The 22,918-nt window shown below is 32.7% G+C and carries 21 protein-coding genes; 11 read left to right on the top strand and 10 right to left on the bottom strand.

Translation table 11 applies throughout. The features are described 5' to 3' along the window. Positions 1-3: 3 nt before the first annotated feature. On the top strand, positions 4-813 hold the full coding sequence (locus tag M0M44_RS18020) for a M48 family metallopeptidase (protein WP_248726931.1): 810 nt from the start codon (positions 4-6) through the stop codon (positions 811-813). Positions 814-970: 157 nt separating this feature from the next. Then, positions 971-2,296: an MFS transporter gene (locus tag M0M44_RS18015; protein ID WP_248726930.1), complete on the top strand. Its 1,326-nt coding sequence runs from the start codon at positions 971-973 to the stop codon at positions 2,294-2,296. An 89-nt stretch (positions 2,297-2,385) separates the two neighbouring features. On the opposite strand, the gene M0M44_RS18010 is transcribed toward M0M44_RS18015, so the two are convergent. The 4 genes from M0M44_RS18010 to M0M44_RS17995 are packed head-to-tail and all read right to left on the bottom strand — an operon-like array spanning position 2,386 to position 5,272. Beyond that, on the bottom strand, positions 2,386-3,108 hold the full coding sequence (locus M0M44_RS18010; RefSeq protein WP_248726929.1) for a head GIN domain-containing protein: 723 nt from the start codon (positions 3,106-3,108) through the stop codon (positions 2,386-2,388). A 19-nt stretch (positions 3,109-3,127) separates the two neighbouring features. Continuing rightward, positions 3,128-4,186, bottom strand: coding sequence for a hypothetical protein (locus M0M44_RS18005; protein ID WP_248726928.1), 1,059 nt, complete (start codon positions 4,184-4,186; stop codon positions 3,128-3,130). Further along, on the bottom strand, positions 4,170-4,703 hold the full coding sequence (locus tag M0M44_RS18000) for an anti-sigma factor (protein ID WP_248726927.1): 534 nt from the start codon (positions 4,701-4,703) through the stop codon (positions 4,170-4,172). Before M0M44_RS18000 ends, M0M44_RS18005 begins: the two co-directional genes overlap by 17 nt. Positions 4,704-4,717: 14 nt before the next feature. Beyond that, positions 4,718-5,272: an RNA polymerase sigma factor gene (locus tag M0M44_RS17995; protein WP_248726926.1), complete on the bottom strand. Its 555-nt coding sequence runs from the start codon at positions 5,270-5,272 to the stop codon at positions 4,718-4,720. A 164-nt stretch (positions 5,273-5,436) separates the two neighbouring features. On the opposite strand from M0M44_RS17995, the gene M0M44_RS17990 reads away from it, so the two are divergent. The 9 genes from M0M44_RS17990 to M0M44_RS17950 all read left to right on the top strand — a co-directional run bounded on the left by M0M44_RS17990 (position 5,437) and on the right by M0M44_RS17950 (position 16,527). Further along, complete coding sequence (locus M0M44_RS17990; protein WP_248726925.1) at positions 5,437-6,120, top strand: hypothetical protein; 684 nt, start codon at positions 5,437-5,439, stop codon at positions 6,118-6,120. A 259-nt stretch (positions 6,121-6,379) separates the two neighbouring features. Continuing rightward, positions 6,380-8,833, top strand: a complete 2,454-nt coding sequence (lon, locus tag M0M44_RS17985) for an endopeptidase La (RefSeq protein WP_248726924.1) — start codon at positions 6,380-6,382, stop codon at positions 8,831-8,833. A gap of 143 nt (positions 8,834-8,976) precedes the next feature. Further along, on the top strand, positions 8,977-9,996 hold the full coding sequence (gene porQ / locus M0M44_RS17980) for a type IX secretion system protein PorQ (protein WP_248726923.1): 1,020 nt from the start codon (positions 8,977-8,979) through the stop codon (positions 9,994-9,996). 4 nt (positions 9,997-10,000) lie between these two features. Then, on the top strand, positions 10,001-10,603 hold the full coding sequence (locus M0M44_RS17975) for a murein L,D-transpeptidase catalytic domain-containing protein (RefSeq protein ID WP_248726922.1): 603 nt from the start codon (positions 10,001-10,003) through the stop codon (positions 10,601-10,603). Between the two features lie 98 nt (positions 10,604-10,701). Continuing rightward, positions 10,702-11,307, top strand: coding sequence for a murein L,D-transpeptidase catalytic domain-containing protein (locus M0M44_RS17970; RefSeq protein WP_248726921.1), 606 nt, complete (start codon positions 10,702-10,704; stop codon positions 11,305-11,307). A 43-nt stretch (positions 11,308-11,350) separates the two neighbouring features. Continuing rightward, the gene (cmk, locus tag M0M44_RS17965) at positions 11,351-12,043 is read left to right on the top strand and encodes a (d)CMP kinase (RefSeq protein ID WP_248726920.1); all 693 of its coding nucleotides are present in this window, start codon (positions 11,351-11,353) and stop codon (positions 12,041-12,043) included. Between the two features lie 69 nt (positions 12,044-12,112). Beyond that, a complete protein-coding gene (locus M0M44_RS17960; protein WP_248726919.1) occupies positions 12,113-13,489 on the top strand; it encodes a nucleoside permease in 1,377 nt (458 codons plus the stop codon). A 361-nt stretch (positions 13,490-13,850) separates the two neighbouring features. Next, positions 13,851-15,629: a 30S ribosomal protein S1 gene (gene rpsA / locus M0M44_RS17955; RefSeq protein ID WP_057117869.1), complete on the top strand. Its 1,779-nt coding sequence runs from the start codon at positions 13,851-13,853 to the stop codon at positions 15,627-15,629. Between the two features lie 343 nt (positions 15,630-15,972). Beyond that, on the top strand, positions 15,973-16,527 hold the full coding sequence (locus M0M44_RS17950; protein ID WP_248726918.1) for a fasciclin domain-containing protein: 555 nt from the start codon (positions 15,973-15,975) through the stop codon (positions 16,525-16,527). Between the two features lie 80 nt (positions 16,528-16,607). On the opposite strand, the gene M0M44_RS17945 is transcribed toward M0M44_RS17950, so the two are convergent. The 6 genes from M0M44_RS17945 to M0M44_RS17920 form a co-directional block, all read right to left on the bottom strand. Continuing rightward, positions 16,608-17,453 (bottom strand): EamA family transporter, encoded by an 846-nt coding sequence (locus tag M0M44_RS17945; protein ID WP_248726917.1) that lies wholly within the window; start codon positions 17,451-17,453, stop codon positions 16,608-16,610. A gap of 60 nt (positions 17,454-17,513) precedes the next feature. Further along, positions 17,514-17,657 (bottom strand): SsrA-binding protein, encoded by a 144-nt coding sequence (locus M0M44_RS17940; protein WP_248726916.1) that lies wholly within the window; start codon positions 17,655-17,657, stop codon positions 17,514-17,516. 82 nt (positions 17,658-17,739) lie between these two features. Beyond that, the gene (locus M0M44_RS17935; protein ID WP_248726915.1) at positions 17,740-19,173 is read right to left on the bottom strand and encodes a serine hydrolase; all 1,434 of its coding nucleotides are present in this window, start codon (positions 19,171-19,173) and stop codon (positions 17,740-17,742) included. Between the two features lie 41 nt (positions 19,174-19,214). Continuing rightward, the gene (locus M0M44_RS17930) at positions 19,215-20,654 is read right to left on the bottom strand and encodes a serine hydrolase domain-containing protein (protein ID WP_248726914.1); all 1,440 of its coding nucleotides are present in this window, start codon (positions 20,652-20,654) and stop codon (positions 19,215-19,217) included. A 5-nt stretch (positions 20,655-20,659) separates the two neighbouring features. Continuing rightward, on the bottom strand, positions 20,660-22,528 hold the full coding sequence (locus M0M44_RS17925; RefSeq protein ID WP_248726913.1) for a M56 family metallopeptidase: 1,869 nt from the start codon (positions 22,526-22,528) through the stop codon (positions 20,660-20,662). Positions 22,529-22,539: 11 nt separating this feature from the next. Next, complete coding sequence (locus tag M0M44_RS17920; RefSeq protein WP_095931144.1) at positions 22,540-22,908, bottom strand: BlaI/MecI/CopY family transcriptional regulator; 369 nt, start codon at positions 22,906-22,908, stop codon at positions 22,540-22,542. Positions 22,909-22,918: the final 10 nt, after the last annotated feature.

The following is a 22,918-nucleotide window of genomic DNA, read 5'->3' as shown; positions in this document are numbered from 1 at the left end:
ATTATGAAAAAATATATGTTTTTAGGGATTTTTGGAGCACTTGTAATGGCTTGTGCAACAAATCCAATTACTGGGAAACAAAACTTGAATTTTGTTTCAAACAGTGAATTGTTTCCAACTTCTTTTCAGCAATACAGTACTTTTTTATCTGAAAACAAAGTTATTACAGGAACGGCAGATGCAAAACTTGTTGAGAATGTTGGATTTAAAATTAAAGCGGCAGCCGAAAAATATTTGACCTACCTAGGACAATCTCAGTATTTAAAAGATTATAGATGGGAATATAAATTGGTTGATAATAAGGAGGTTAATGCTTGGTGTCTACCAGGAGGAAAAATCGTTGTTTACTCTGGAATATTACCTATAACACAAAATGAATCTGGTTTAGCAACAGTTATGGGACACGAGGTTTCGCATGCTTTAGCGAACCATGGAGCACAAAGAATGAGCGCTGCGCAATTACAACAAATTGGTGGAGCTGTTTTGGATGCCGCTACAACAAATAAATCAGCTCAAACAAGAGAAATTTTTTCGCAAGCTTACGGTATGGGTACGGAAGTAGGAGTAATGCTTCCTTTTAGCAGAAGCAACGAAAGTGAAGCAGATAAAATTGGTTTGACGTTAATGGCAATTGCAGGTTATAATCCAGATGATGCTATTGCGTTTTGGACGAGAATGTCTGCAAAATCTGGTGGATCCGGAACTCCAGAATTTATGAGTACGCACCCTTCCGATGCTACGAGAATTGCAAACATCAAAGCTTTGATTCCAGAAGCTAAAGCAATTGCGTTGAAAGTTGGAACTATAAAATAAACTACGAACACAAAATATTCTTTTAAAGCCACTCGTTTCCGAATGGCTTTTTTTATTTAGTAGAGTTTATAATTTAATAATGTATGATTTCAATAATTTCCGTTTGATTATCATAAAAAATAGATAAATTCGTAGCCTATTTAACAAAATCATTTCTATGAAAAACCTACAAAAAGGAGATAAGAAGCTTTTAAATGCTTGGGCGTTTTATGATTGGGCAAATTCAGTTTATACGTTGACTATTGCATCGGCAGTTTTTCCAATTTTTTACGAAGCATTATTTAGCGACAGAGATCATTATATTGATGTTTTCGGAATGCATCTTAAAAACTCAGCATTAATTAGTTTTATTACGGCCTTTGCTTTTATGGTGGTTTCTTTTATTTCACCATTATTATCTGGAATTGCTGATTATGTTGGAAACAAGAAATCATTCATGAAGTTTTTTTGTTACGTAGGAGCTTTGTCTTGTATGGGATTATACTGGTTTGATTTGGATAACATTTATGTTGGATTATTATTCTATTTCCTTGGATTGCTTGGCTACTGGGGAAGTTTAGTTTTCTATAATTCATATCTTCCAGATATTGCATTTGAAGAACAGCAGGACAGAATTAGTGCCAAAGGATATTCGTTAGGATATATTGGAAGTGTTATATTATTAATCATCAATTTAGCAATGATTATGAAGCCTAAGGTTTTTGGAATTTCAGGGACTGATGGCGAAGCTGCAATGAAGGCAATGCGTTATTCTTTTATAATGGTAGGGGTATGGTGGATTCTATTTAGCCAATACACATACTATTATTTACCAAAAGGAAGTAAAGAATCAGGGCAGAAACTGACAAAATCTGTAGTATTTAATGGCTTTAAAGAATTAAAAAAGGTTTGGATGCTATTGCAAGAGAACATTCCTTTGAAACGATATTTAGGAGGTTTTTTTGTTTCCAGTATGGCAGTACAAACGGTAATGCTTGTGGCAACCTATTTTGGTGCGCAAGAAATTCAGTGGGAAACTAAAGAACAAAGTACAATAGGTTTAATTGTTTGTATTTTAATCATTCAATTAGTAGCTGTTGTTGGAGCGATATTAACCTCTAGAGCTTCAGAGAAATTTGGAAACGTGCCTACTTTAATATTTATCAACGCAATTTGGGCAGTATTTTGTGCGCTTGCTTATTTTATTACTTTGCCAACACATTTTTATGTAATGGCAACAATTGCCGGATTTGTAATGGGAGGAATTCAAGCATTATCTCGTTCGACCTATTCAAAATTATTGCCTGATACACAAGATACAGCCTCATTTTTTAGTTTCTATGATGTTGCAGAAAAAATCGGAATTGTAATCGGAATGTGCGTTTACGGAATTATCGATCAAATTACCGGAAGTCCTCGTGCTGCAATTGTAATTTTAGCAATATTTTTTATTACATCCATATTTCTATTAAGAAGAGTGCATAAAAAAGACGTTTCAAACTAATTGAAACGTCTTTATACCATAATATCGCAAATTGCAATAAATTATTGATTGATGATAGTTTTGTAATTTGCGATATCTTATTTAAATAATTAACCTTTGTAAATTTTTCCAGAACCCGAAACTTTTACATCTCTTTTCTCTGGATTTCCTAGATACTTAATATTTCCAGAACCAGAAACTCTTCCCGTAATACTACTTTCGCAGGTTACTACGCTATTTCCAGAACCTGAAACGGTGACATCTACCGTTTGTGATTTTAAATTGGAAGCATTAACGTTTCCTGATCCCGATATTTTGCTTGTAAAAGAATCTGCTTTCCCTTTTAAAACAATATCGCCTGAACCGCTTAGAGCTAAATCAAAATTTTTAGTATCAACATCTAAATCAAAATTTCCTGATCCTGAAAGTTTTGCAGAAAAACTATCGCTATTGATTTTGTTTTTGCTTTTAATATCTCCAGATCCAGATAATGTAACGGCTGATATTTTTTCGAAAGGAACTGTTACTTCTATCTTTTTGCCCATGCTGGTGCGAAGTTGCACTCCTTTCTCAACATAAACTTTCAATTCATTTCCTTCAACTTCCACTTTAATTTTAGACAATAAATTTTCTTCTCCTTTAAGGATAATTTTTCCTTCTTTTCCTGATACTAAATCTACATCAAAGAACCCTGAGATTCTTATGCCGTCATAGTCTCCAGTTGTTCTTGTTTCGGTAGTAACATTTCCGTTTCCGCTTATTTTTGTTTGTGCGTTAGAATTTACGGCTATAAAAAATAGGCTTAATGCTGTAAGTAAAATTGACTTTTTCATTGTTTTGATTTTTAGATGATTAATTTTTTGTTAGCGAAATATTTCCGTAGTTTGAGTTAATATTAATTTTGTTTTGACCTTTTTTCTTGTAATAACCTGCAATTCTTTTACTGTTGCTTTTAACTTCAGAAACAGAAATCTCTAAAGAATTATCATGTTTAATGTTTGAATATCTTGTAGAAATATCAAAATCAAAAGCATAATTTGGTACGTAACCAATTGAAATATCTGTATATCCTGAGTTTATAGTAATGTTTCCAGCTTTTTCAGTTAAAGTTCCGATACTGATTTTACTATAATTGGTATCGTAGCTAAAGTTACTAGAAATTTCGCCAATTATGAAAGTTAAATAATTTCCTGAGCCGCTTAAGGAATTGATTTTTTGAAATTTAAGTGTTCCGTAGTTGCAATCTGCTTTTATGTTTTGGCCATCATTAAGATTAACATCTGTATAATTTGCACTTAGATTCAAATTTCCAGAATCATTAATTTTAAGATTCGAATATCGAGCATCAATATTTCCTGTTTTTATGTACTCTATACTTGAATTTTGGCAGTATTGAATTGAGATTTGATTATTAGATCCGTTTAGTTTTCCTAAAGCAACTTTTCCGTATTTGCAGTCAATATCAGTAGAAGCTTCAGCATTTGGAACAGAAATATTACCGTATTTATTAACTAGTTTAATAGATCCGTTTTTAGGAATTTTAATTACGTAATTGATCTCAAAACTGTTATTACTTCCCTTGCTTTTAAGATTGGAGCTTCCTAATTTGGTTACGGCAGAAACTAGACCTTTAAGCGCCGTGATATCAACATCAATGCTGTTTAATCGTTCGTTTACCCAATTTTCATTTGAGCCATTCACTTTTATAGTAATATCAAGATCAATTTTATCTTCATCCCAAGTGGTTACAGTGATGTTTCCGTATTTGTTGTCAACATCGATTCCAGCATTAGAATTAACGATATAGGTTTTTTTAATGTTTTTTTGTTTGGTAACAAAAGCCTCATCATTTGAAAAACCTAAGAAAGGAATCAAGAGAAATAAGATTAGTAAGTTATAGTGTTTTTTCATTAGAGTTGTTTTTTAATTTTTCGTTGTCTTCAATTCTTTTCAAAACGGTTTGCAAAAAAGAAATACGCGTTTGAAGATTGCTAATCATTGCATAAATAATTTGTTTGTTCTCACCATTTTTTTGCAGTTCGTTAATGATTTTCTGATAATCAGCGTCAAAAGTTTTCATCTGATTCATAGCATCAGTAATAATCTGCTGATTTTCTGGTGAGTTTTTCTCTTTTAGCTTAACCAGTTCGTTGTCGATTAGAATGTTGAAAATAGAGTCTGTACGTTTAGTTTCTTTAGAAGCAAATTTGAATTCTTTTGGTTTTTCATTTTTATAAAAAAGAGAAACTCCAAGCATCAATACAATCGAAGCGGCAATAGCAGTTACGAACCAGTATTTTTTCTTAGGCTCTTTTTTGTTTAATTTTTGAAGAAAATCTACCTGATGATCAGAATTTAATTCCTGAATATCCCATTGGTTTTCAAATCTGTTGAATAATTCGTCTAAATTGTCTTTTTCATTTTTCATAATTCCAATTCATTTTATATTTCTTCCAATTTTTTTCTCAAACTATCTTTAGCTCTACTCAAGGTTGTTCTGCAATTTGCATAAGAAATATTTAAAATATCGCAGATTTCTTCTTGATCGTAACCTTCAATGTAAAAAAGTGTCAGCACCATTCTGTAATTATCTTTCAGCTGCAGAATAGTATCCAAAACCTGTTTTACTTTTAGAGAGTTTAAGTCAATATTTTCAGAAAGAATTCCGTCGTTTTCTTCGATTTTATAAAGCTGTTTACTTAAATCTTCCACTTGAAAAGAGTTGTTTTTCTTGTAAAAATCGATACTATAATTGATGATTATTTTTTTTAACCATGCGCCAAAAGCCACTTCTTGCTTATAGTCATTGATTTTTGTAAAAGCTTTTAAGAAACCTTCCTGCATGACGTCTTGTGCAAAATGTTCGTCTTTTACAATACGAAAAGCCACGTTATACATCGCCTTACAATAGCGATTGTATACTTCAAATTGCGCTTTCTGATTATTGCTTTTGCAAAGCACAATCAGTTCTTCGATATTTTGGTTGTTTATATTCAAGTAGTGGCTTTTGGTTTTTAATATAGACTTGGCTTTTTTTTGTTTGTTACAGTTTTTATCAAAAAATAAAAAATATTTTTTGATTTTACGTAATGCCGTAAGGTATAATACTTTAATTGCTATAATTTCACATAAAAATTTTATTGCCAAAAACAAATTCAATTATGAGAAAACTAAACAAATGTTTTGCAATCCTGTTTGTTATGATGGGATTTATGTTAACATCTTGCAGTAATGATGACTCAAGCGAAAGTGCTGGATCAACAGGAGATTATTGGCCTTCTAAAGTGGGCAATCAATGGGTTTTTAACCAAGACGGTAGTGAAAGCACAGTGAAAATTCAAAGCTCATCTGATAAAGATGGTAATACCTATTATAAATTTAACCAGCTATTTGGAGCAACGGACGAAATTTCTGGAACAGCCGGTGCTTCACTTAAAAAAGTAAAAGGAGATTATTACATCGTTATTGATGAAGTGAATTACAGTTCTGAAGGAATAACTGGTAAAATGACTGGTTATGAATTCATTCTTTTCAAGGATTATTTAGATGTTAATCAAACTTGGAGCGGAAGTTATTCTCAAGAAACAACTTTTAACATTCCAAATTTCCCTGCTCTTAAAATGGCTGTAAAATATACAGGAACTATTTTAGAAAAAGGTACAAGCATAAAAGTAAAAGACGTGACTTATAGTAATGTGATTAAGTTTAAACTACATCTAGAGGCTAGTAGTCAAGGGCAAAGTTCTTCATCAGATACTTTCTATTGGATTGCTAAAGATGTCGGAATTGTAAAATTAGAATCGTCTGGCACTACTTCAGAACTTGTATCATACTCTTTGAAGTAATAGATAAGTTAACTGTTTAAAAACCCGAAAGCTTTTTTTCGGGTTTTTTATTTTCTAAACTTTCAAATGGATTGTATCTTAAAAATGACTAATCAGAATTATTTAAGTTTTAGGTTTGTTTTGGCATAATGATTGTCTATTTTTATGCCCTATCTTGTAATTGAAAAACGAGACACGTTTTCAGTAAAAACTTCAATAAGCAATACTCTTTTTACAGATAGCATAAACTTTTTAATGACAAAACGACTTATATTTTATTATGTCAAACCATAAAATACTTACTATTGACAATCTGTCACTTCAAGAATTCGATTCAGAGGCAGAATTAATTCCATTGTTGACTCCAGAAGACGAGGAGGAAATGAATAATGAAGAACTTCCTGTTTCGCTTCCAATTTTACCTTTAAGGAATACTGTTTTATTTCCAGGAGTTGTTATTCCAATTTCAGCAGGAAGAGATAAGTCAATTAAATTAATTAATGATGCTAATGCTGGTGGAAAAATCATCGGTGTTGTATCTCAAATTAATGAAGAAGACGAAGATCCGTCAAAAGACGATATTCATAAAGTAGGAACTGTTGCGCGCATTTTGCGTGTGCTTAAAATGCCTGACGGAAACGTTACGGTTATTCTTCAAGGAAAAAAACGCTTCGAAATTGACGAAGTAGTTTTAGAAGAACCATACATGACAGCAACAATCAAAGAAGTTGCAGAAGAACGTCCAGATGAAAATGATTCTGAATTCACTGCAATTTTAGATTCTGTAAAAGAATTGGCAATCCAGATTATTAAGGAAAGTCCAAATATCCCTTCTGAAGCTACTTTTGCGATTAAAAACATTGAAAGCCAATCGTTTTTGATCAATTTTGTATCTTCTAACATGAATTTATCAGTAAAAGAAAAACAAGGCCTTTTATCGATAAATGGTTTAAAAGAACGTGCTTTAGAGACTTTACGCTATATGAATGTAGAGCTTCAAAAATTAGAATTGAAGAATGACATTCAGTCAAAAGTTCGTTTTGATTTAGATCAGCAGCAAAGAGAATATTTCCTTCACCAGCAAATGAAAACCATTCAGGAAGAATTGGGTGGTGTTTCTCAGGAAGAGGAAATGGACGAAATGGGGCAGAAAGCCAAAACTAAAAAATGGGACGAAAAAACCCAGAAACATTTCGAGAAAGAATTGTCTAAAATGCGTCGTATGAATCCGCAATCACCAGATTTTGGAATTCAGCGCAATTATTTAGAATTGTTTTTAGAATTGCCTTGGGGTGAATATTCTAAAGATAAGTTCGATTTAAAACACGCGCAGAAAATTTTAGATAAAGATCATTTTGGACTTGATGAAGTTAAGAAAAGAATGATTGAGCATTTGGCAGTTTTAAAATTGCGAAATGACATGAAATCGCCAATTATATGTTTAACAGGGCCTCCAGGAGTTGGTAAAACCTCAATCGGGCGTTCTGTTGCAGAAGCTTTAGGAAGAGAGTATGTTCGTATTTCTTTAGGAGGTTTACGTGATGAAGCAGAGATTCGAGGTCATAGAAAAACGTATATTGGAGCAATGCCAGGACGTATTATTCAGAGTTTGAAAAAAGCAGGAACATCAAATCCTGTATTTATTTTAGACGAAATCGATAAATTGTCAAACAGTAATAGCGGCGATCCGTCTTCAGCTTTATTAGAGGTTTTAGATCCAGAGCAAAACAGTTCTTTTTATGATAATTTCCTTGAAATGGGATATGATTTGTCTAAAGTTATGTTTATTGCGACTTCAAATAATATGGCTACAATTCAGCCAGCTTTGCGTGATAGAATGGAAGTTATCAAAATGTCCGGCTACACTATTGAAGAAAAGGTTGAAATTGCTAAAAGACATTTATTTCCAAAACAATTAGAAGCTCACGGCTTAACCGCAAAAGATCTGACTATTGGCAAAAAGCAATTAGAAAAAATCATTGAAGGTTACACTAGAGAATCGGGGGTTCGTAATTTAGAGACTAAAATTGCACAAGTAATTAGAAATGCAGCAAAATCTGTTGCAATGGAAGAGGAGTACAACAAGAAAGTTACAGATGAAGATATTGTAGCGATTTTGGGAGTGCCAAGATTAGAACGCGATAAATATGAAAATAACGATGTCGCAGGTGTCGTAACAGGTTTAGCTTGGACAAGTGTTGGAGGAGATATTTTGTTTATTGAATCTTTGATTTCTGAAGGAAAAGGATCTCTGGCCATTACAGGAAACCTTGGGACTGTAATGAAAGAGTCTGCTACAATTGCTTTAGAATACATTAAAGCAAATGCTAAGAAATTAGGGATTAGTACAGAACTATTTCAGAAGTATAACATTCACTTACATGTTCCAGAAGGAGCAACTCCAAAAGATGGGCCAAGTGCTGGTATTGCAATGCTTACTTCTTTAGTTTCGCTTTTAACTCAGAAAAAAGTGAAGAAAAGTTTAGCTATGACTGGCGAAATTACGCTTCGCGGAAAAGTATTGCCAGTGGGTGGTATTAAAGAAAAAATCTTAGCAGCAAAAAGAGCAGGGATTAAAGAAATTATTCTTTGCCACGAAAACAAAAGCGATATTGATGAAATTAAAGCAGAATATTTAGAAGGTTTAAGTTTTTATTATGTAAAAGAAATGAGCGAAGTTTTAGCTTTTGCTTTAACAGATCAGAAAGTAAAAAATGCTAAAGATTTGAAATAATATTCTTTTAGCTAATGATATAAATTCCAAATTCCAATTTTCAATGATTGGAGTTTGGAATTTTTTTATTGTACTTTATTTTTAGTGTTATATAATTTTATATTTGCACTTGCGTTATTCCCATATAGGTGCGCCAAAAACAAATGCTCAAAAAACTTGTTTTATTTTCTACAATCTTAATTTGTTCGTCTTCTTTCGGACAGGTTGGAGGGCGCTACACTTACCAGTTTTTAAATTTGACCACTTCGCCGAGGCAAGCAGCATTGGGAGGGGATGTTATTACAATATATGATGAAGATGTTAATCAAGCTATGTCGAACCCCGCTCTTATAAACGCAGACATGGACAATCATTTGGCATTAAATTACGGAAGTTATTACGGGGAAGCCTCTTATGGTACAGCATCGTACGCTTATACCTACGATAGACACGTGCAAACTATTTATGCTGGAGTTACTTATGTGAACTATGGTACATTTGAAGGTTATGATGAAAATGGTCAGGCAACTTCTAATTTTACGGGAAGCGAAGGTGCGTTATCAGTTGGATATGCCTACAATGTTCCTTATACCGATTTATATATTGGAGCTAGTGCAAAATTGATAACTTCTTCTTTGGAAAGTTATAATTCTATAGGTGGTGCAGTCGATTTGGGGTTTTTATATGTAGACGTAATGAATGACCTAAATTTTGCTCTTGTATTTAGAAATATGGGGACACAGTTTACTACTTATTCAGGAATTAAAGAAAATCTTCCATTTGAAATTGTAGCAGGTATTTCTCAAGAATTAGAGCATGTTCCAATTCGTTGGCATCTTTCCTTAGAAAATTTACAGCAATGGAATATTTCTTTTTCCAATCCAGTTAGAGGAGAAACTAATATCGACGGCTCTACAAGTCCAGAAAAAGTTTCTTTTGTGAACAATGCTCTAAGACACGTAGCTTTTGGCGTTGAGCTTTTTCCTAAAAAAGCATTCAATTTTAGAGTAGGATATAATTTTAGAAGAGGCGAAGAATTAAGAGTAGACGAACAGCGTAACTTTTCGGGCGTTTCTTTAGGTTTTGGTTTGAAAATGAATAAACTGAAATTTAATTATTCTTATTCTAGATATACGTTGGCAGCCAACACTAGTCTTTTTGGTTTAACATTAAATTTTCAATAAGTAAATGAAACTGTTCTATTTGGCTTTATTTATGTCAATAAGCTTTTTTACGGGGTCTAAATTTTCTTTTAAAGAAGAAGAAACTATTTCTACGATCGAAATGGAAAGAATTAATGTTAGAATTGCAGGGATAAAAGATATGATTTCCACCGATCCTAAATACAATCAGAAAATAGTTTTTTTGATTGATATGAAAGTGCCTTCTGGTAAAAATCGATTTTTTGTTTATGATCTCCAGAAAGATGAAGTTGTAGATCAAGGTCTCGTAGCTCATGGTTCCGGTTCAGAAACAGGAGTGAAAGGAGCGCTTAAGTTCAGTAATATGCCAAATTCTAATTGCACCGCTCTAGGCAGATATTCTGTTGGAAAAACCTATAAAGGCATTTTTGGAAAAGCATATCGATTGGCTGGTTTAGAAGAAAGTAATAACAATGCTTTAAAAAGAGCAATTGTTTTGCATCATTATTCTGCTGTTCCTTACGAAGAACAGGATTATTATATAAGCAATAGTCACGGATGCCCGATGGTAAACGAACAGTTTTTTAAAAGAATAGAAAAGATTATTGACAACTCTAAGTCCAATATTCTTATGGACATTTACTATTAATAAAAGAAGGTAACTGTGTCCAAAAAAAGCAAGAACTTTTTATTGTCAAATAGTATTAGCCTTCTATATTAAAAAGTTTTTTTCTGAATCGTAAATCAATGAAAAAATTACTTATTCTATTCCTTTTTATTCTCGCGCTTTTTGTTGGGTATTTGCTGCTGTCTGATAGTAAAGAAATTGGTTTATTGTCTTCTGATGATAAAAGAATTGAGTTTCAAATTGCTGATATAAAAAAGCTGATAAACAAAAATCCTCAATACAATAACAAAATAGCCTTCTTTGTGGATATGAAAATTCCTTCGGGGAAAAATCGATTTTTTGTTTATGATTTAAAAGAAAATAAAATTATCGATAAAGGTTTGGTTGCACATGGTTCTGGTTCTGAAACGGGGATTAAAGGCAAACTTCGTTTTAGCAACGTTCCTAATTCATTAAGCACTTCCTTAGGAAAATATTACATCGGCAAGCATTATTACGGAAAGTTTGGTAGAGCATATAAGCTGTACGGATTGGATATAACGAATAGTAATGCTTTTAAACGAGATATTGTTTTTCATTACTATTATGATGTTCCATATAAAGAGAAAGATGGCTACATTTGCAATAGTTTTGGCTGTCCTATGGTTAATAAAAAATACTTTGATAGAATATCGCGACTAATTGATAGTTCTGAATCTAATATTTTGATGAGTATTTATTATTAAAAATCAACTATCACTAAAAGAATAAAAATTTAAAAATAAAAAATTGAAAAAAATTACCATTGCTATCGACGGATTTTCATCTACAGGTAAAAGCACTCTTGCAAAACAATTAGCAAAAGAATTGGAATATGTTTATGTAGATACAGGGGCAATGTACCGTGCGGTTGCCTATTTTGCTATGCAGCATAATTTGATTGAGGCTGATTTTTTTAAGAAAGAAGCTTTGATTGCAGCATTATCTGATATAAAATTAGAATTTAAGTTTAATTCAGATTTAGGTTTTGCAGAAATGTATTTGAATGGTGAGAATGTGGAGAAACAAATTAGAACTATTGAAGTTTCTAATTTTGTTAGTAAAGTAGCGGCTGTTTCAGAAGTTCGTGCTAAGTTGGTAGAACAGCAGCAGGAAATGGGAACAAATAAAGCCATTGTAATGGATGGAAGAGATATTGGAACTGTAGTTTTTCCAAATGCAGAATTAAAAATATTTATGACAGCAAGTGCAGAAACACGTGCGCAAAGACGTTTTGATGAATTACAGCAAAAAGGTGATAATGTTTCTTATGAAGAAGTTTTGAAAAATGTTGTTGAAAGAGATTATATGGATACACACCGCGAAGACTCTCCTCTTGTAATTGCCGATGACGCCATAGAAATTGATAATTCTTACTTAAATAAAGAAGAACAATTTGCTGCGGTTCTAGAATTAGTGAATGATGTTGTTAAAACAGCATAATTTTTTGCAGATATTATTTTAAATGGTAGTTTTACCGCTTCATTTTTACTAAAGAACAATTTTTATCATATGGGGATTAAAAATAGATTGATTTTAATGAGCTTTCTTCAATTTTTTGTTTGGGGAGCTTGGCTTATAACAATTGGAAATTATTGGTTTGGAACAAAAAACTGGGAAGGAACTCAATTCGGACTAGTTTTCGGAACCATGGGAATCGCTTCTCTTTTTATGCCTACACTTACAGGTATTATTGCCGACAGATGGATTAATGCTGAAAAATTATACGGTGCTCTTCATATTCTTTATGCAGTAGTTCTATTCGGGATTGCACAAGTTACTGCGCCAGATACTTTTATTGTTGTTATGCTTTTAGCCATGTGCTGTTATATGCCAACAATCGCTTTAAGTAATTCAATATCTTATACTTCGCTTAAATTAAATAATAAAAATATTGTAAAAGATTTTCCGCCAATTCGTGTTTGGGGAACAATAGGTTTTATCGTTGCCATGTGGATTACGAATTTAAGCGGAAGTAAAGCAACTGAATATCAGTTTTATATTGCTGGAGTAGGTGCTTTAATTCTTGGAGTTTATGCTTTTACTTTACCAAAATGCGAACCGCAACGTTTGATCAAAGAAAATGCGACTTGGATTGAAACTTTTGGTTTAGAATCTTTCAAGTTGTTTGCCAACTACAAAATGGCTTTGTTTTTTGTTTTTTCTATGTTTTTAGGAGGAGCATTGCAACTGACAAATGCTTATGGAGATGTGTTTTTGGATGAGTTCAAACATTTTCCAAAATACGCAGATTCTTTCGTAATAAAATATTCGACTATTATAATGTCGATTTCTCAGGTTTCTGAAACCTTATTTATTCTAGCGATTCCGTTTTTCTTGAGACGCTTCGGTATCAAACAGGTTATGTTGATTAGTATGCTAGCTTGGGTTCTTCGCTTTGGATTATTTGCTTTTGGAGATCCAATTGGTGGGTTATGGATGATTATTTTGTCTTGTATCGTTTACGGAATGGCATTTGATTTCTTTAATATTTCGGGTTCTTTATTCGTAGAAAGCAATACAGATTCTAAAATTCGATCTTCTGCACAAGGTTTATTTATGATGATGACCAATGGAGTAGGAGCTGTTTTAGGAAGTTTAACTTCTGGATGGGCAATTGATCGTTTCTTTACAAAATCATTTGCTAATACAACTGAATTATCAGGATTTTTGCAAACAGATGCAACTAATGAAAAAATGGTAGAATTTGTAAAAGAACAAGGAAATTCAATTTCTGCAGACGGAATTTTTGCAAATCCAGTTTTAATGAAAGATTGGCATACAATCTGGTTATCATTTGCTGCTTATGCTTTGGTTATTGCAATTGCTTTTGCTATTTTGTTTAAGCATAAACATGATCCAAAGGAGTTAGAAGGCTTAAAGCACTAAAATAGAAAAAGTTTTATATTAGGAAACCCGACATGTTTAAAAAAACTGTCGGGTTTTGTTATGTAAAACAAAAAGCTCTAACCTAGCACGTATGTCCTTTTTTTAGCTGCTGCCAGACAGAATAAGATAGGAGTGAAGCGGGAATGAGCATGTTGAAAACATCACTTGTCCTCCTTCTTAAACAAATGACTGATAATCATATCGGTTTTGTTTTGTTAATTCAGAAAAATGTATTAATTTTGCAGTCCTTTTGGCAGAGAAGAGTTTCCATTAGGAATCAACCATTTATGTAAAACAACTTCTGTATTTTCTATCGCATAGAGAAACTCGAGAAAAACAGAATACAAATTTTTTTATCAGCATGTCTGAACAAACAAAATCACAAGAAGAGTTTTTAGCAAATTTTAACTGGCACAACTTCCAAGAAGGAATCGATGCAGTAGATGAAAAAAACTTGCAAGAGTTTGAAGAACTAGTATCAAAAACTTTCATCGCTACAGATCAAGAAGAAGTAGTAGAAGGAGTTGTCGTTAGAATTACAGATAGAGACGTTATCGTTGATATCAATGCTAAATCTGAAGGTGTTATTTCTTTAAACGAATTTCGTTACAACCCTAATTTAAAAGTAGGTGACAAAGTAGAAGTATTAATTGATATCCGTGAGGATAAAACAGGTCAATTAGTATTATCTCACAGAAAAGCACGTACTATCAAATCTTGGGATAGAGTTATTGCGGCTAATGAAACTGGAGAAATCGTTAACGGTTTTGTTAAATGTAGAACTAAAGGAGGTATGATTGTTGACGTATTCGGAATCGAAGCGTTCTTACCTGGATCTCAAATTGACGTTAAGCCAATTAGAGACTACGATGTATATGTAAACAAAATGATGGAATTCAAAGTGGTAAAAATCAACCACGAATTCAAAAACGTTGTTGTATCTCATAAAGCGCTTATCGAGGCTGATATTGAAGTACAGAAAAAAGAAATCATCGGTCAATTACAAAAAGGACAAGTATTAGAAGGTGTTGTTAAAAACATTACTTCTTATGGTGTGTTCATTGACTTAGGTGGTGTTGACGGATTAATTCACATTACTGACCTTTCTTGGAGTAGAATCAACCACCCAAGTGAAGTTCTTGAATTAGACCAAAAATTAAACGTTGTAATCCTTGATTTCGATGATGAGAAAACAAGAATTCAATTAGGATTGAAACAATTAAACGCTCACCCATGGGATGCTTTAGATGCTAACTTAACTGTTGGTGATAAAGTTAAAGGTAAAGTTGTTGTAATCGCTGATTACGGTGCTTTCATCGAAGTTGCTGAAGGTGTTGAAGGTTTAATCCACGTTTCTGAAATGTCATGGTCAACTCATTTACGTTCTGCTCAAGATTTCGTAAAAGTTGGAGATGTTGTTGAAGCTGTTATCTTAACTTTAGATAGAGACGATCGTAAGATGTCATTAGGTATCAAACAATTGACTCAAGATCCATGGACTGATATCACTTCTAAATACCCAGTAGGTTCTAAACATACAGGTATCGTTAGAAACTTTACAAACTTTGGTATTTTCGTAGAATTAGAAGAAGGAATTGATGGATTAATCTACATCTCTGACTTATCTTGGACTAAGAAAATTAAACACCCATCTGAGTTTGTAAACGTTGGTGAAAAACTTGATGTTGTTGTATTAGAATTAGATGTTGAAGGACGTAAATTATCTTTAGGTCACAAACAAACTACTGCTAATCCTTGGGATCAATACGAAGATTCTTTCGCTGTAGGAACTATCCACAACGGTGAGATTTCTGAAATCGTTGACAAAGGAGCTACTGTAGAATTCGGAGATGATATCGTTGCTTTCATTCCAACTCGTCACCTTGAAAAAGAAGACGGAAAGAAATTGAAAAAAGGTGATACTGCTGATTTCAAAGTAATTGAATTCAACAAAGAATTCAAAAGAGTAGTTGCTTCTCACACTGCTATCTTCAGAGAAGAAGAAGAGAAAAATGTGAAAGCTGCAACTGAAAATACTTCATCTAACTCTACTACTAATGCACCAGCTGCAACTTTAGGAGATAACAATGATGTATTAGCTGCATTAAAAGCTAAAATGGAAAAAACTGAGAAAAAATAATTCTTAGCTTTTTTGTAAATAAAAAGTCCCATAGTAATGTGGGACTTTTTTTGTTTTTACTTCAGGGCTTTCTTTGTTTTAAGTTTAATTTGAAGCTAATTATTTTGTTTTTTTAAGGAGTAATTTTTTTGGATGTAATCCGGTGATTTTCATTTCGTAAAAATAAAAAGAATGCAAAAATCATCAGGATTTTAAAAATATTTAAAATTCTCCTTAGATATTAAATGCTTGCTATTGAGTGTTAAATGATAATTTTTCAATATTCTTTTTAAGTATTTCCATTTTTCTTAAAACCAAAAGGAATTAATCATCGTAAATGACATTATAACTTAAAAAATTAATTATGAAAACTAGAAAATTTTTCGCAGTAGCAGTTTTAGCTTTAGGATTTGCATTTACATCAAATGCACAAAAAACAGTAATGGTGGGTGGTGCAGCAATGTATCCAAACAAAAATATTATTGAAAATGCTGTTAATTCAAAAGATCACACAACATTAGTAGCCGCAGTAAAAGCTGCCGATTTAGTTGAAACATTAAAAGGAGCTGGTCCGTTTACTGTTTTTGCTCCTACAAATGCCGCATTTGATAAATTGCCAAAAGGAACTGTAGAGACATTATTAAAACCAGAAAATAAAAAGAAATTACAAACGATCTTAACCTATCATGTTGTTTCTGGAAAATGGAGTTCTGCTGATATTGCAAAAGCAATAAAAGACGGAAAAGGGAAAGCAACGATTAAAACAGTAAGCGGTGGAAACCTTACTGCATGGATGAAAGGTAAAGATTTATATATTACTGACGAGAATGGCAGTAAAGCAAAAGTTACCATTGCAGATGTTAATCAATCAAATGGTGTAATTCATGTTATAGATGCTGTTTTGCTTCCAAAGAAATAATTAGTTTTAAATTCTAAAAAAAATCCAAATTCCAAGCTTAAATTGGAATTTGGATTTTTTATTTTGAGATTTTTCCAAGATTATTTTTTAGCAGTTAAAGTACTTCCTGCAGAAGCAATTATAACGCAAAGTACAGCTAGAATTTCGTAGAAGTTTAAACTTTCTTGAAGAAATATAAAAGCACAAATAGAAGCTGCCGCCGGTTCTAGACTCATTAATATGCTAAAAGTACGAGGCGGAAGTTTTCCTAAAGCCTTCATTTCTAAAGTAAACGGAATAGCACTAGACAGAAGAGCAAGAGCCACACCCATTCCGAATAATTTTGGTGTAAGATTGTTTAATCCGCTTTCTAGGAAACCAAAAGGTAAGACTAAAATGGCTGCAAACAACATTCCGGTTGTAACGGCATAACCATCGTTCATTATTTTCGAAATTTTGCCTCCTAAAACTATATAAGCGCTCCAAAATGCTCCAGCCAAAAGTGCACATATAATGCCGATAGGATCTAAGCGATCGTTTGTCCATGGTGCAATTAATAAAATACCAATCGCAGCCAACATCACCCAACAGTAATCAACCAAGCGTTTTGAACCTGCTATAGCAAGTATTAAAGGACCAACAAACTCTAAAGTCACGGCTAGGCCAATTGGAATTTTTTCTATTGCGAGATAAAAAATTAAATTCATAGCTCCCAATGACAAACCATACGGAATTACAATTTTCCATTGTTGTGGAGTTATCGCTTTTAGATTTGGTCTGTAAGCCAGTAATAGAATTAACGCCGAAATACCAATACGCATAGATGCCGTACCAGCTGCGCCGATTGTAGGAAATAGTGTTTTGGCAATTGCAGCCCCACATTGAACACTAATAATCGCTAATAATACTGCTGGAACAGGAGGAAGGCTGAAATCTCGGTTTTTCATAAAAAATAAGACAGAATCATAAAAAAATAATTGCTGTCGGATAATAAAATGTATTCTAAATTAATTGTCCAATGCTCTTTTTGTAACATAGGCGCGGTAACCAATAATAGCCATTTGCCATTTCGTAGCCTTAGAAATATCTAGACCTTGTTTGGTAAAGCTTGGCAAAAGTAGTTTATTTAGTTTAGCTAATAATTTATACATAGTAGATTTGTTTCGGCAAAGATAAAAAAAAAAGACTTTGTGTTTGAAACAAAGTCTTTTGGGTAGTAAAATGTAAAAGTATTTAAATTTTGAGAATCAGATTTTCGTCGCCATCGCTTTCGCGATTTATGGCATTTTTGGGAGCTTCCATCCATCCCGTTTTATTGATGACAAATTTGAAAAGATGTGTTTTGTTTTTTTCAAATTTCGATTTTGGAACCGATAGTTCAAATGTGTTTTTACTTTTCTGAATCATTTGAAAATCCTGGTCATTTGGATTCCATTGGTCAAAAGAACCCGCTATTGAAACACTTTTAACCAAATTCGGATCTAAATTCTTATCATGTTCATAGACAAATACAACATTGTCGTTAACGATTTTGTAACCGTAAATGCCAGATTGTTTTTTGTTTTCGCTCAATAAATCATTAGAGAGCTTTGTAATAGCTTCACCAAGTGCATTGCCTGTGTTTTCATCACTTATATTTACGATAATTGAAATTCCTAATTGACGTTCAGGATAAACAACCAGCATATTTTGAGTTCCAAAGGCACCCCCGTGTTTCCAGCAGTTTTTTCCGTTTTCATCCACTTGAATATAATCCCAGAAATAACCGTTCCAAGTTGTTGGGCTATTTAATAGATTTCGTTGCGATTCTTGAACAACTTTATTTTTTGTATTTAGTTCATAAGCAATAAATTTAGTCAAATCACCTAAAGTAGATTTTAATCTTCCTGCAGCACCCCAAAGATTGTCTGAAATGTTAGGCATTAGAACGCCTTTTAGATTATACCCATTCGCTATAACAGTATTTGGACTTAAATTTATACCGCTTGATTGCATGTCTAGTTTTGAAAAAATATTTTCTTTCAAAAGCGTTTCATAGCTTTTGCCATAAACATTTTCTAAAATGTGAGCCGTAAGATTCAGGCTTCCGTTGCTGTATTTGAATTTTGTTCCTGGTAAAGTGTCTAATTTTATAGTTTTAAGATCTTCAAAAAATTTTTCACGAGTATACGTTTCATCCATCTTTTTAAAAGCTAAATAACTACTATCGTTTCGGTTTTTTCTTAATTCGGCAGTATCAGGAAGATCTTTATCAAAACCAGTTCTAAAAGAAACCAAATCTTTAATCGTTATTGGAGTTCCGTTATATTCTAAGTTGGGGTAGGAGCCAGTAATATATTTTCTAATATCATCGTCTGGATTCAATTTTCCTTCTAAAACTGCTTGTGCAGTCAGTAAACCTGTAAATAGTTTCGTTATAGAGGCGACTTCAAAGACAGTATTGTTGTTTGCAACGTTTTCTTTTCCATTATCAATTTCGCCGTAATGTCTGGTATAAGTTTTTCCATTTTTAACTACTCCAATTGAGATAGAATTGGCTTTTGACTTTCCTATTAAAAGCGAAGCTGTTTTGTCCATTGCAATAAAAATACTTTTTTCAGCTGTATTCTTCTGCGCTAGAATTGAAAAGCTTAAGCATAAAAACAGGAGTATAATGAGCTTTTTCATTTTTGAAAATATGTTTTTTCATTTATTAAAGGAAATGTAGATTACTTCGCTAACATTGCGCTAATTTTCTCCAGCATTTCTTTTGCATTATTGTTATCAGGAGAAAGAGATAATGCTTTTTGATAGTTTTCTTTCGAAAGTGCCAATTCATTATTTCTAAAATAGCCATCAGCCAAACTGTCAAAAGCATTTCCAGATTTTGGATTCTCTTTTGCGTTAAGTTCTAAGACTTTTATACCGTCATGCAATCGTCCATGATCCATTAATGTATAGCCAATAACATTCAATCGATATTCAAAGTCCCAATCAGGATGATTCTTTTTTATGGATAAATAATTCTGTTGCGCTTTTGTAAAGTCTAGTTTTAGAAAATTCTGATTGATTTTTTCTCCGTCTAGTAAAAAATCATCTGTAAGTGTTTTATCTACAATCGAAGCAACATGATTGATTACTTGGCTTTGTACATATAAATTGGAATATTTATGGCCATTAGACAAAAAGATTATCGTTAAATCACGGTCAATAAACTTTCTAAAAGCAGTTTCATTGCCACCGGTAAAGCCGTATGAAAGAACTTTATTAACAGGTACAATTTCCCAGCCGAAAGCAAAACGATCTGTGTTGTCAGCAAATGGAAACGGTTTCCACATATTGTTTTTGGTTTCTTTTTGAAGATAAAGGTCTCTATCGAGATTTTCATTCCAACGAATAAAATTCGGCAAAGAAATATTTAAACCGTTTGCAGAATGAGCGTCGGTACCAAAGTTTGAAGTGCTTTTAACGTATTTTTTTGTTTGATCGTCATAGTTGTATCTAAAAGCACTATTGGGTACCATTTCGCCAAAATTGGACGAAAAATAAACGCCTGATTTTACAGAAGAAAACTGATTTTGTAAAATGTATTCTTCAAAAGTTAAACCAGTAATTTTTTCGATAATTTTAGCCAGAAACAAATAATTAGTTTGATTGTAATGATATTGATTTCCTGTTTTAAAATCCATCGGTTTTTGAGACAGTAAAGCTATTTTTTTGTCAAATGGTGCCGTTATCGGAATTTCTTGAAACCTAATAATATCAGGAAGTCCGGAAGAATGAGAAAGCAAATTTTTAATTTTTACATCTTGCCATTCTTTAGGAGTATTTTCTAAATATTTTGAAATAGGATCATCAAGTGATAACTTTCCTTGTTCAATAAGTTGAAATATCCCAACATTGGTAATTAATTTGGTAGTTGAAAAAATTTTAAAAGCAGTGTTTTTATCCACTGCTTTATCATCTTCTATAGAAGCTTTTCCAAAATATTTTTCATAAACAATTTTACCATCTTTTATTACTGCCAATGCCACACCGGGAATTTCATTAATTGCTATTACTTCTTTTATATAATTGTCAATTCTTTGTTCTGTTGATTTGTCAGCGTTTTTTTGATTAAAAGATAAATTAAGAACGAATAGTAAAGAGACGGTAAGAAAGAATCTCATTAGAATTAAGCTTTTTTATTCTGCTTTTCCATTTCTTTCATATCTTTTTCATGCTGCTTCATGTCTTTTTCATGTTGTTTCATGTCCTTAGCATGCTGTTTCATATCTTTTGCATGTTGTTTCATGTCAAGCTCATACTGTTTCATGTCTTGCTCATATTGTTTCATGCTATTTTCATAGTCTTTAGAATCGTCTCCGAATTTGAAATTAAAGTCGTAGTTAAACTTTTCCATGTTAGCGCTGAATTTTTCCATGGCAATTTCATATTTCGCCATTTCTTTTTCATAGATTTCAGATCTTTGCGACATGATCGCTTCAACTTGTTTTTCGTATTCTTTCATTTGAGGTTCAAATGCTTCCATCTGTTTTCCAAACGCTTCCATGTCTTTTTCAAACTTAGCCATTGCTACTTTATCCTTTGGATTTTTTGGAGCAACAGGAGGCTTTGGCATTTTTGACATATCAATTGCTGGAACAGGAGGCATTGGCCCTGAAGGAAATGCAGGTGGAGTTGGAGGTACGGGAGCTGCAACATCAGATTCTCCATTTCCAAAAGTACGAACAATAACTTTGTTGTTCTTGATAATCATTGGTGTTCTGAAATTTCCATCAGTATTAATTACAATAGCCTTTGATCCATTTTCGTTTGTTCCAATTGCTAATTCGCAGTCTTTAATAGCTTCGTCTCCGTCAATTCTGATCATTTGTTTTTTACCAGAATCCGATTTTACTTTGATTTGAATCGCAGTCAATTCTTCTTTGCTGTTTCTTTTGACGTCCGAAATTTCGACATCCAGATTATGATTTGCTTTTAATTGTCCTGGCAATTCATTTAATTCCTTATCAGTCGTGTTTTTAGTAATTTTGATTGTTTGTTCCGTATCTTTAACAGTGTCGCTTTGGATTGTTGCAACTTCAGCCTGTTTCTTTTCTTGTGCAATGGTTCTTATTTGAAATAAAAGAACAAACGCACCAAGAGCCGGTATTACAGCCGAATACTTCCAGTAATTTCTTTTGCTTGATTGATTTTTGTTTAACATGACAATTCGTTTTTTGATTAATGATTGATAGAAATGATTGGTGATTGCAACACAAGTTTCATGTGTTGTGATTTTTAAAAGTGTGTATTGATACGCTTTTTTGTCGGCAATTTTTTTAGAAGCTTCACTATCTGCAATGAATTCAAGGTTTTGTAGAATAGCTTTTTTATAAAGCCAGATAATTGGGTTAAACCAAAATAGAATACAAAAGATTCTAGAGATCAAAACATCAACGGTATGCTTTTGATCGCTGTGCACTTTTTCGTGTTCCAAAATGCTTTCCAATTCTGTCGAAGTATATAGTGATGAGTTATATACAATGTAATCGAAATAGGAGAAAGGAGCAATATTTTCATTAACGTCGATAAATTTAAAATCTTCCTGCTGTTCAATCTTTTTTCCCTTTAAAACAGAATTCAGACTGTAAAAATCAAGCGCAAATTTGATCATAAAAGCCAAGAAACCAATTCCGTAAACGACAGCTACAACCAAAGTCCAATTGATATCAAAATTCTCTTCTTCAATAACAGAAACTGTTGTTGGCTTATACTGAGTGCTATAAATAGCAACTTCATGATTTGAAGTTGGAATATTCGCTACATCAGTTGTTGTAGTTGTAATTATTGGATCTGGCGCTGGCACTGGAGGCGCTTCAACCCAAATCACTTTCGTATAAACTACAAAAGGCAATACTACAGAAGTGATTAATCCCGCAATTAAAAACCAGCGGCTACTGTTAAAAAAAGTTTCTTTGCGAAGTAAAAAGATGTAAGCAAAGTAAAACATTGCTAATAACCCGCTTGATTTTAAGATAAAAATGAAAAGTGCTTCCATAACTATTTTGATTACTTACCTGCTTTTGGATTTTCGATCATGTCTAAGATTTCACGCAATTCGTCTGCCGAAATTTTTTCTTCTTTAGCAAAAAAAGAAACCATGCTTTTGTACGAGCTATTAAAATAATTATCAATTGCAGTGCTCATGAACCCTTTTCTGTAGTCTTCGATACTTACTGCTGGATAATATTGATGCGTATTTCCAAAAGCATTATGGGCAACATATCCTTTTTCTTCCAGATTACGAACAATGGTAGACAAAGTGTTATAATGTGGCTGATCTTCTAAAATCTCTGCTTGAATTTCTTTTACAAAAGCTTTTTTTAGCTTCCATAAAATATGCATGATTTCTTCTTCTTTATTGGTCAGTTTTTGCATTTCTCAGTGA

Source organism: Flavobacterium humidisoli (assembly GCF_023272795.1).
GTDB lineage: Bacteria > Bacteroidota > Bacteroidia > Flavobacteriales > Flavobacteriaceae > Flavobacterium > Flavobacterium humidisoli.
The sequence above is the reverse complement of the archived record's forward strand: the minus strand, read 5'-3'. Positions and strand labels throughout refer to the sequence as shown.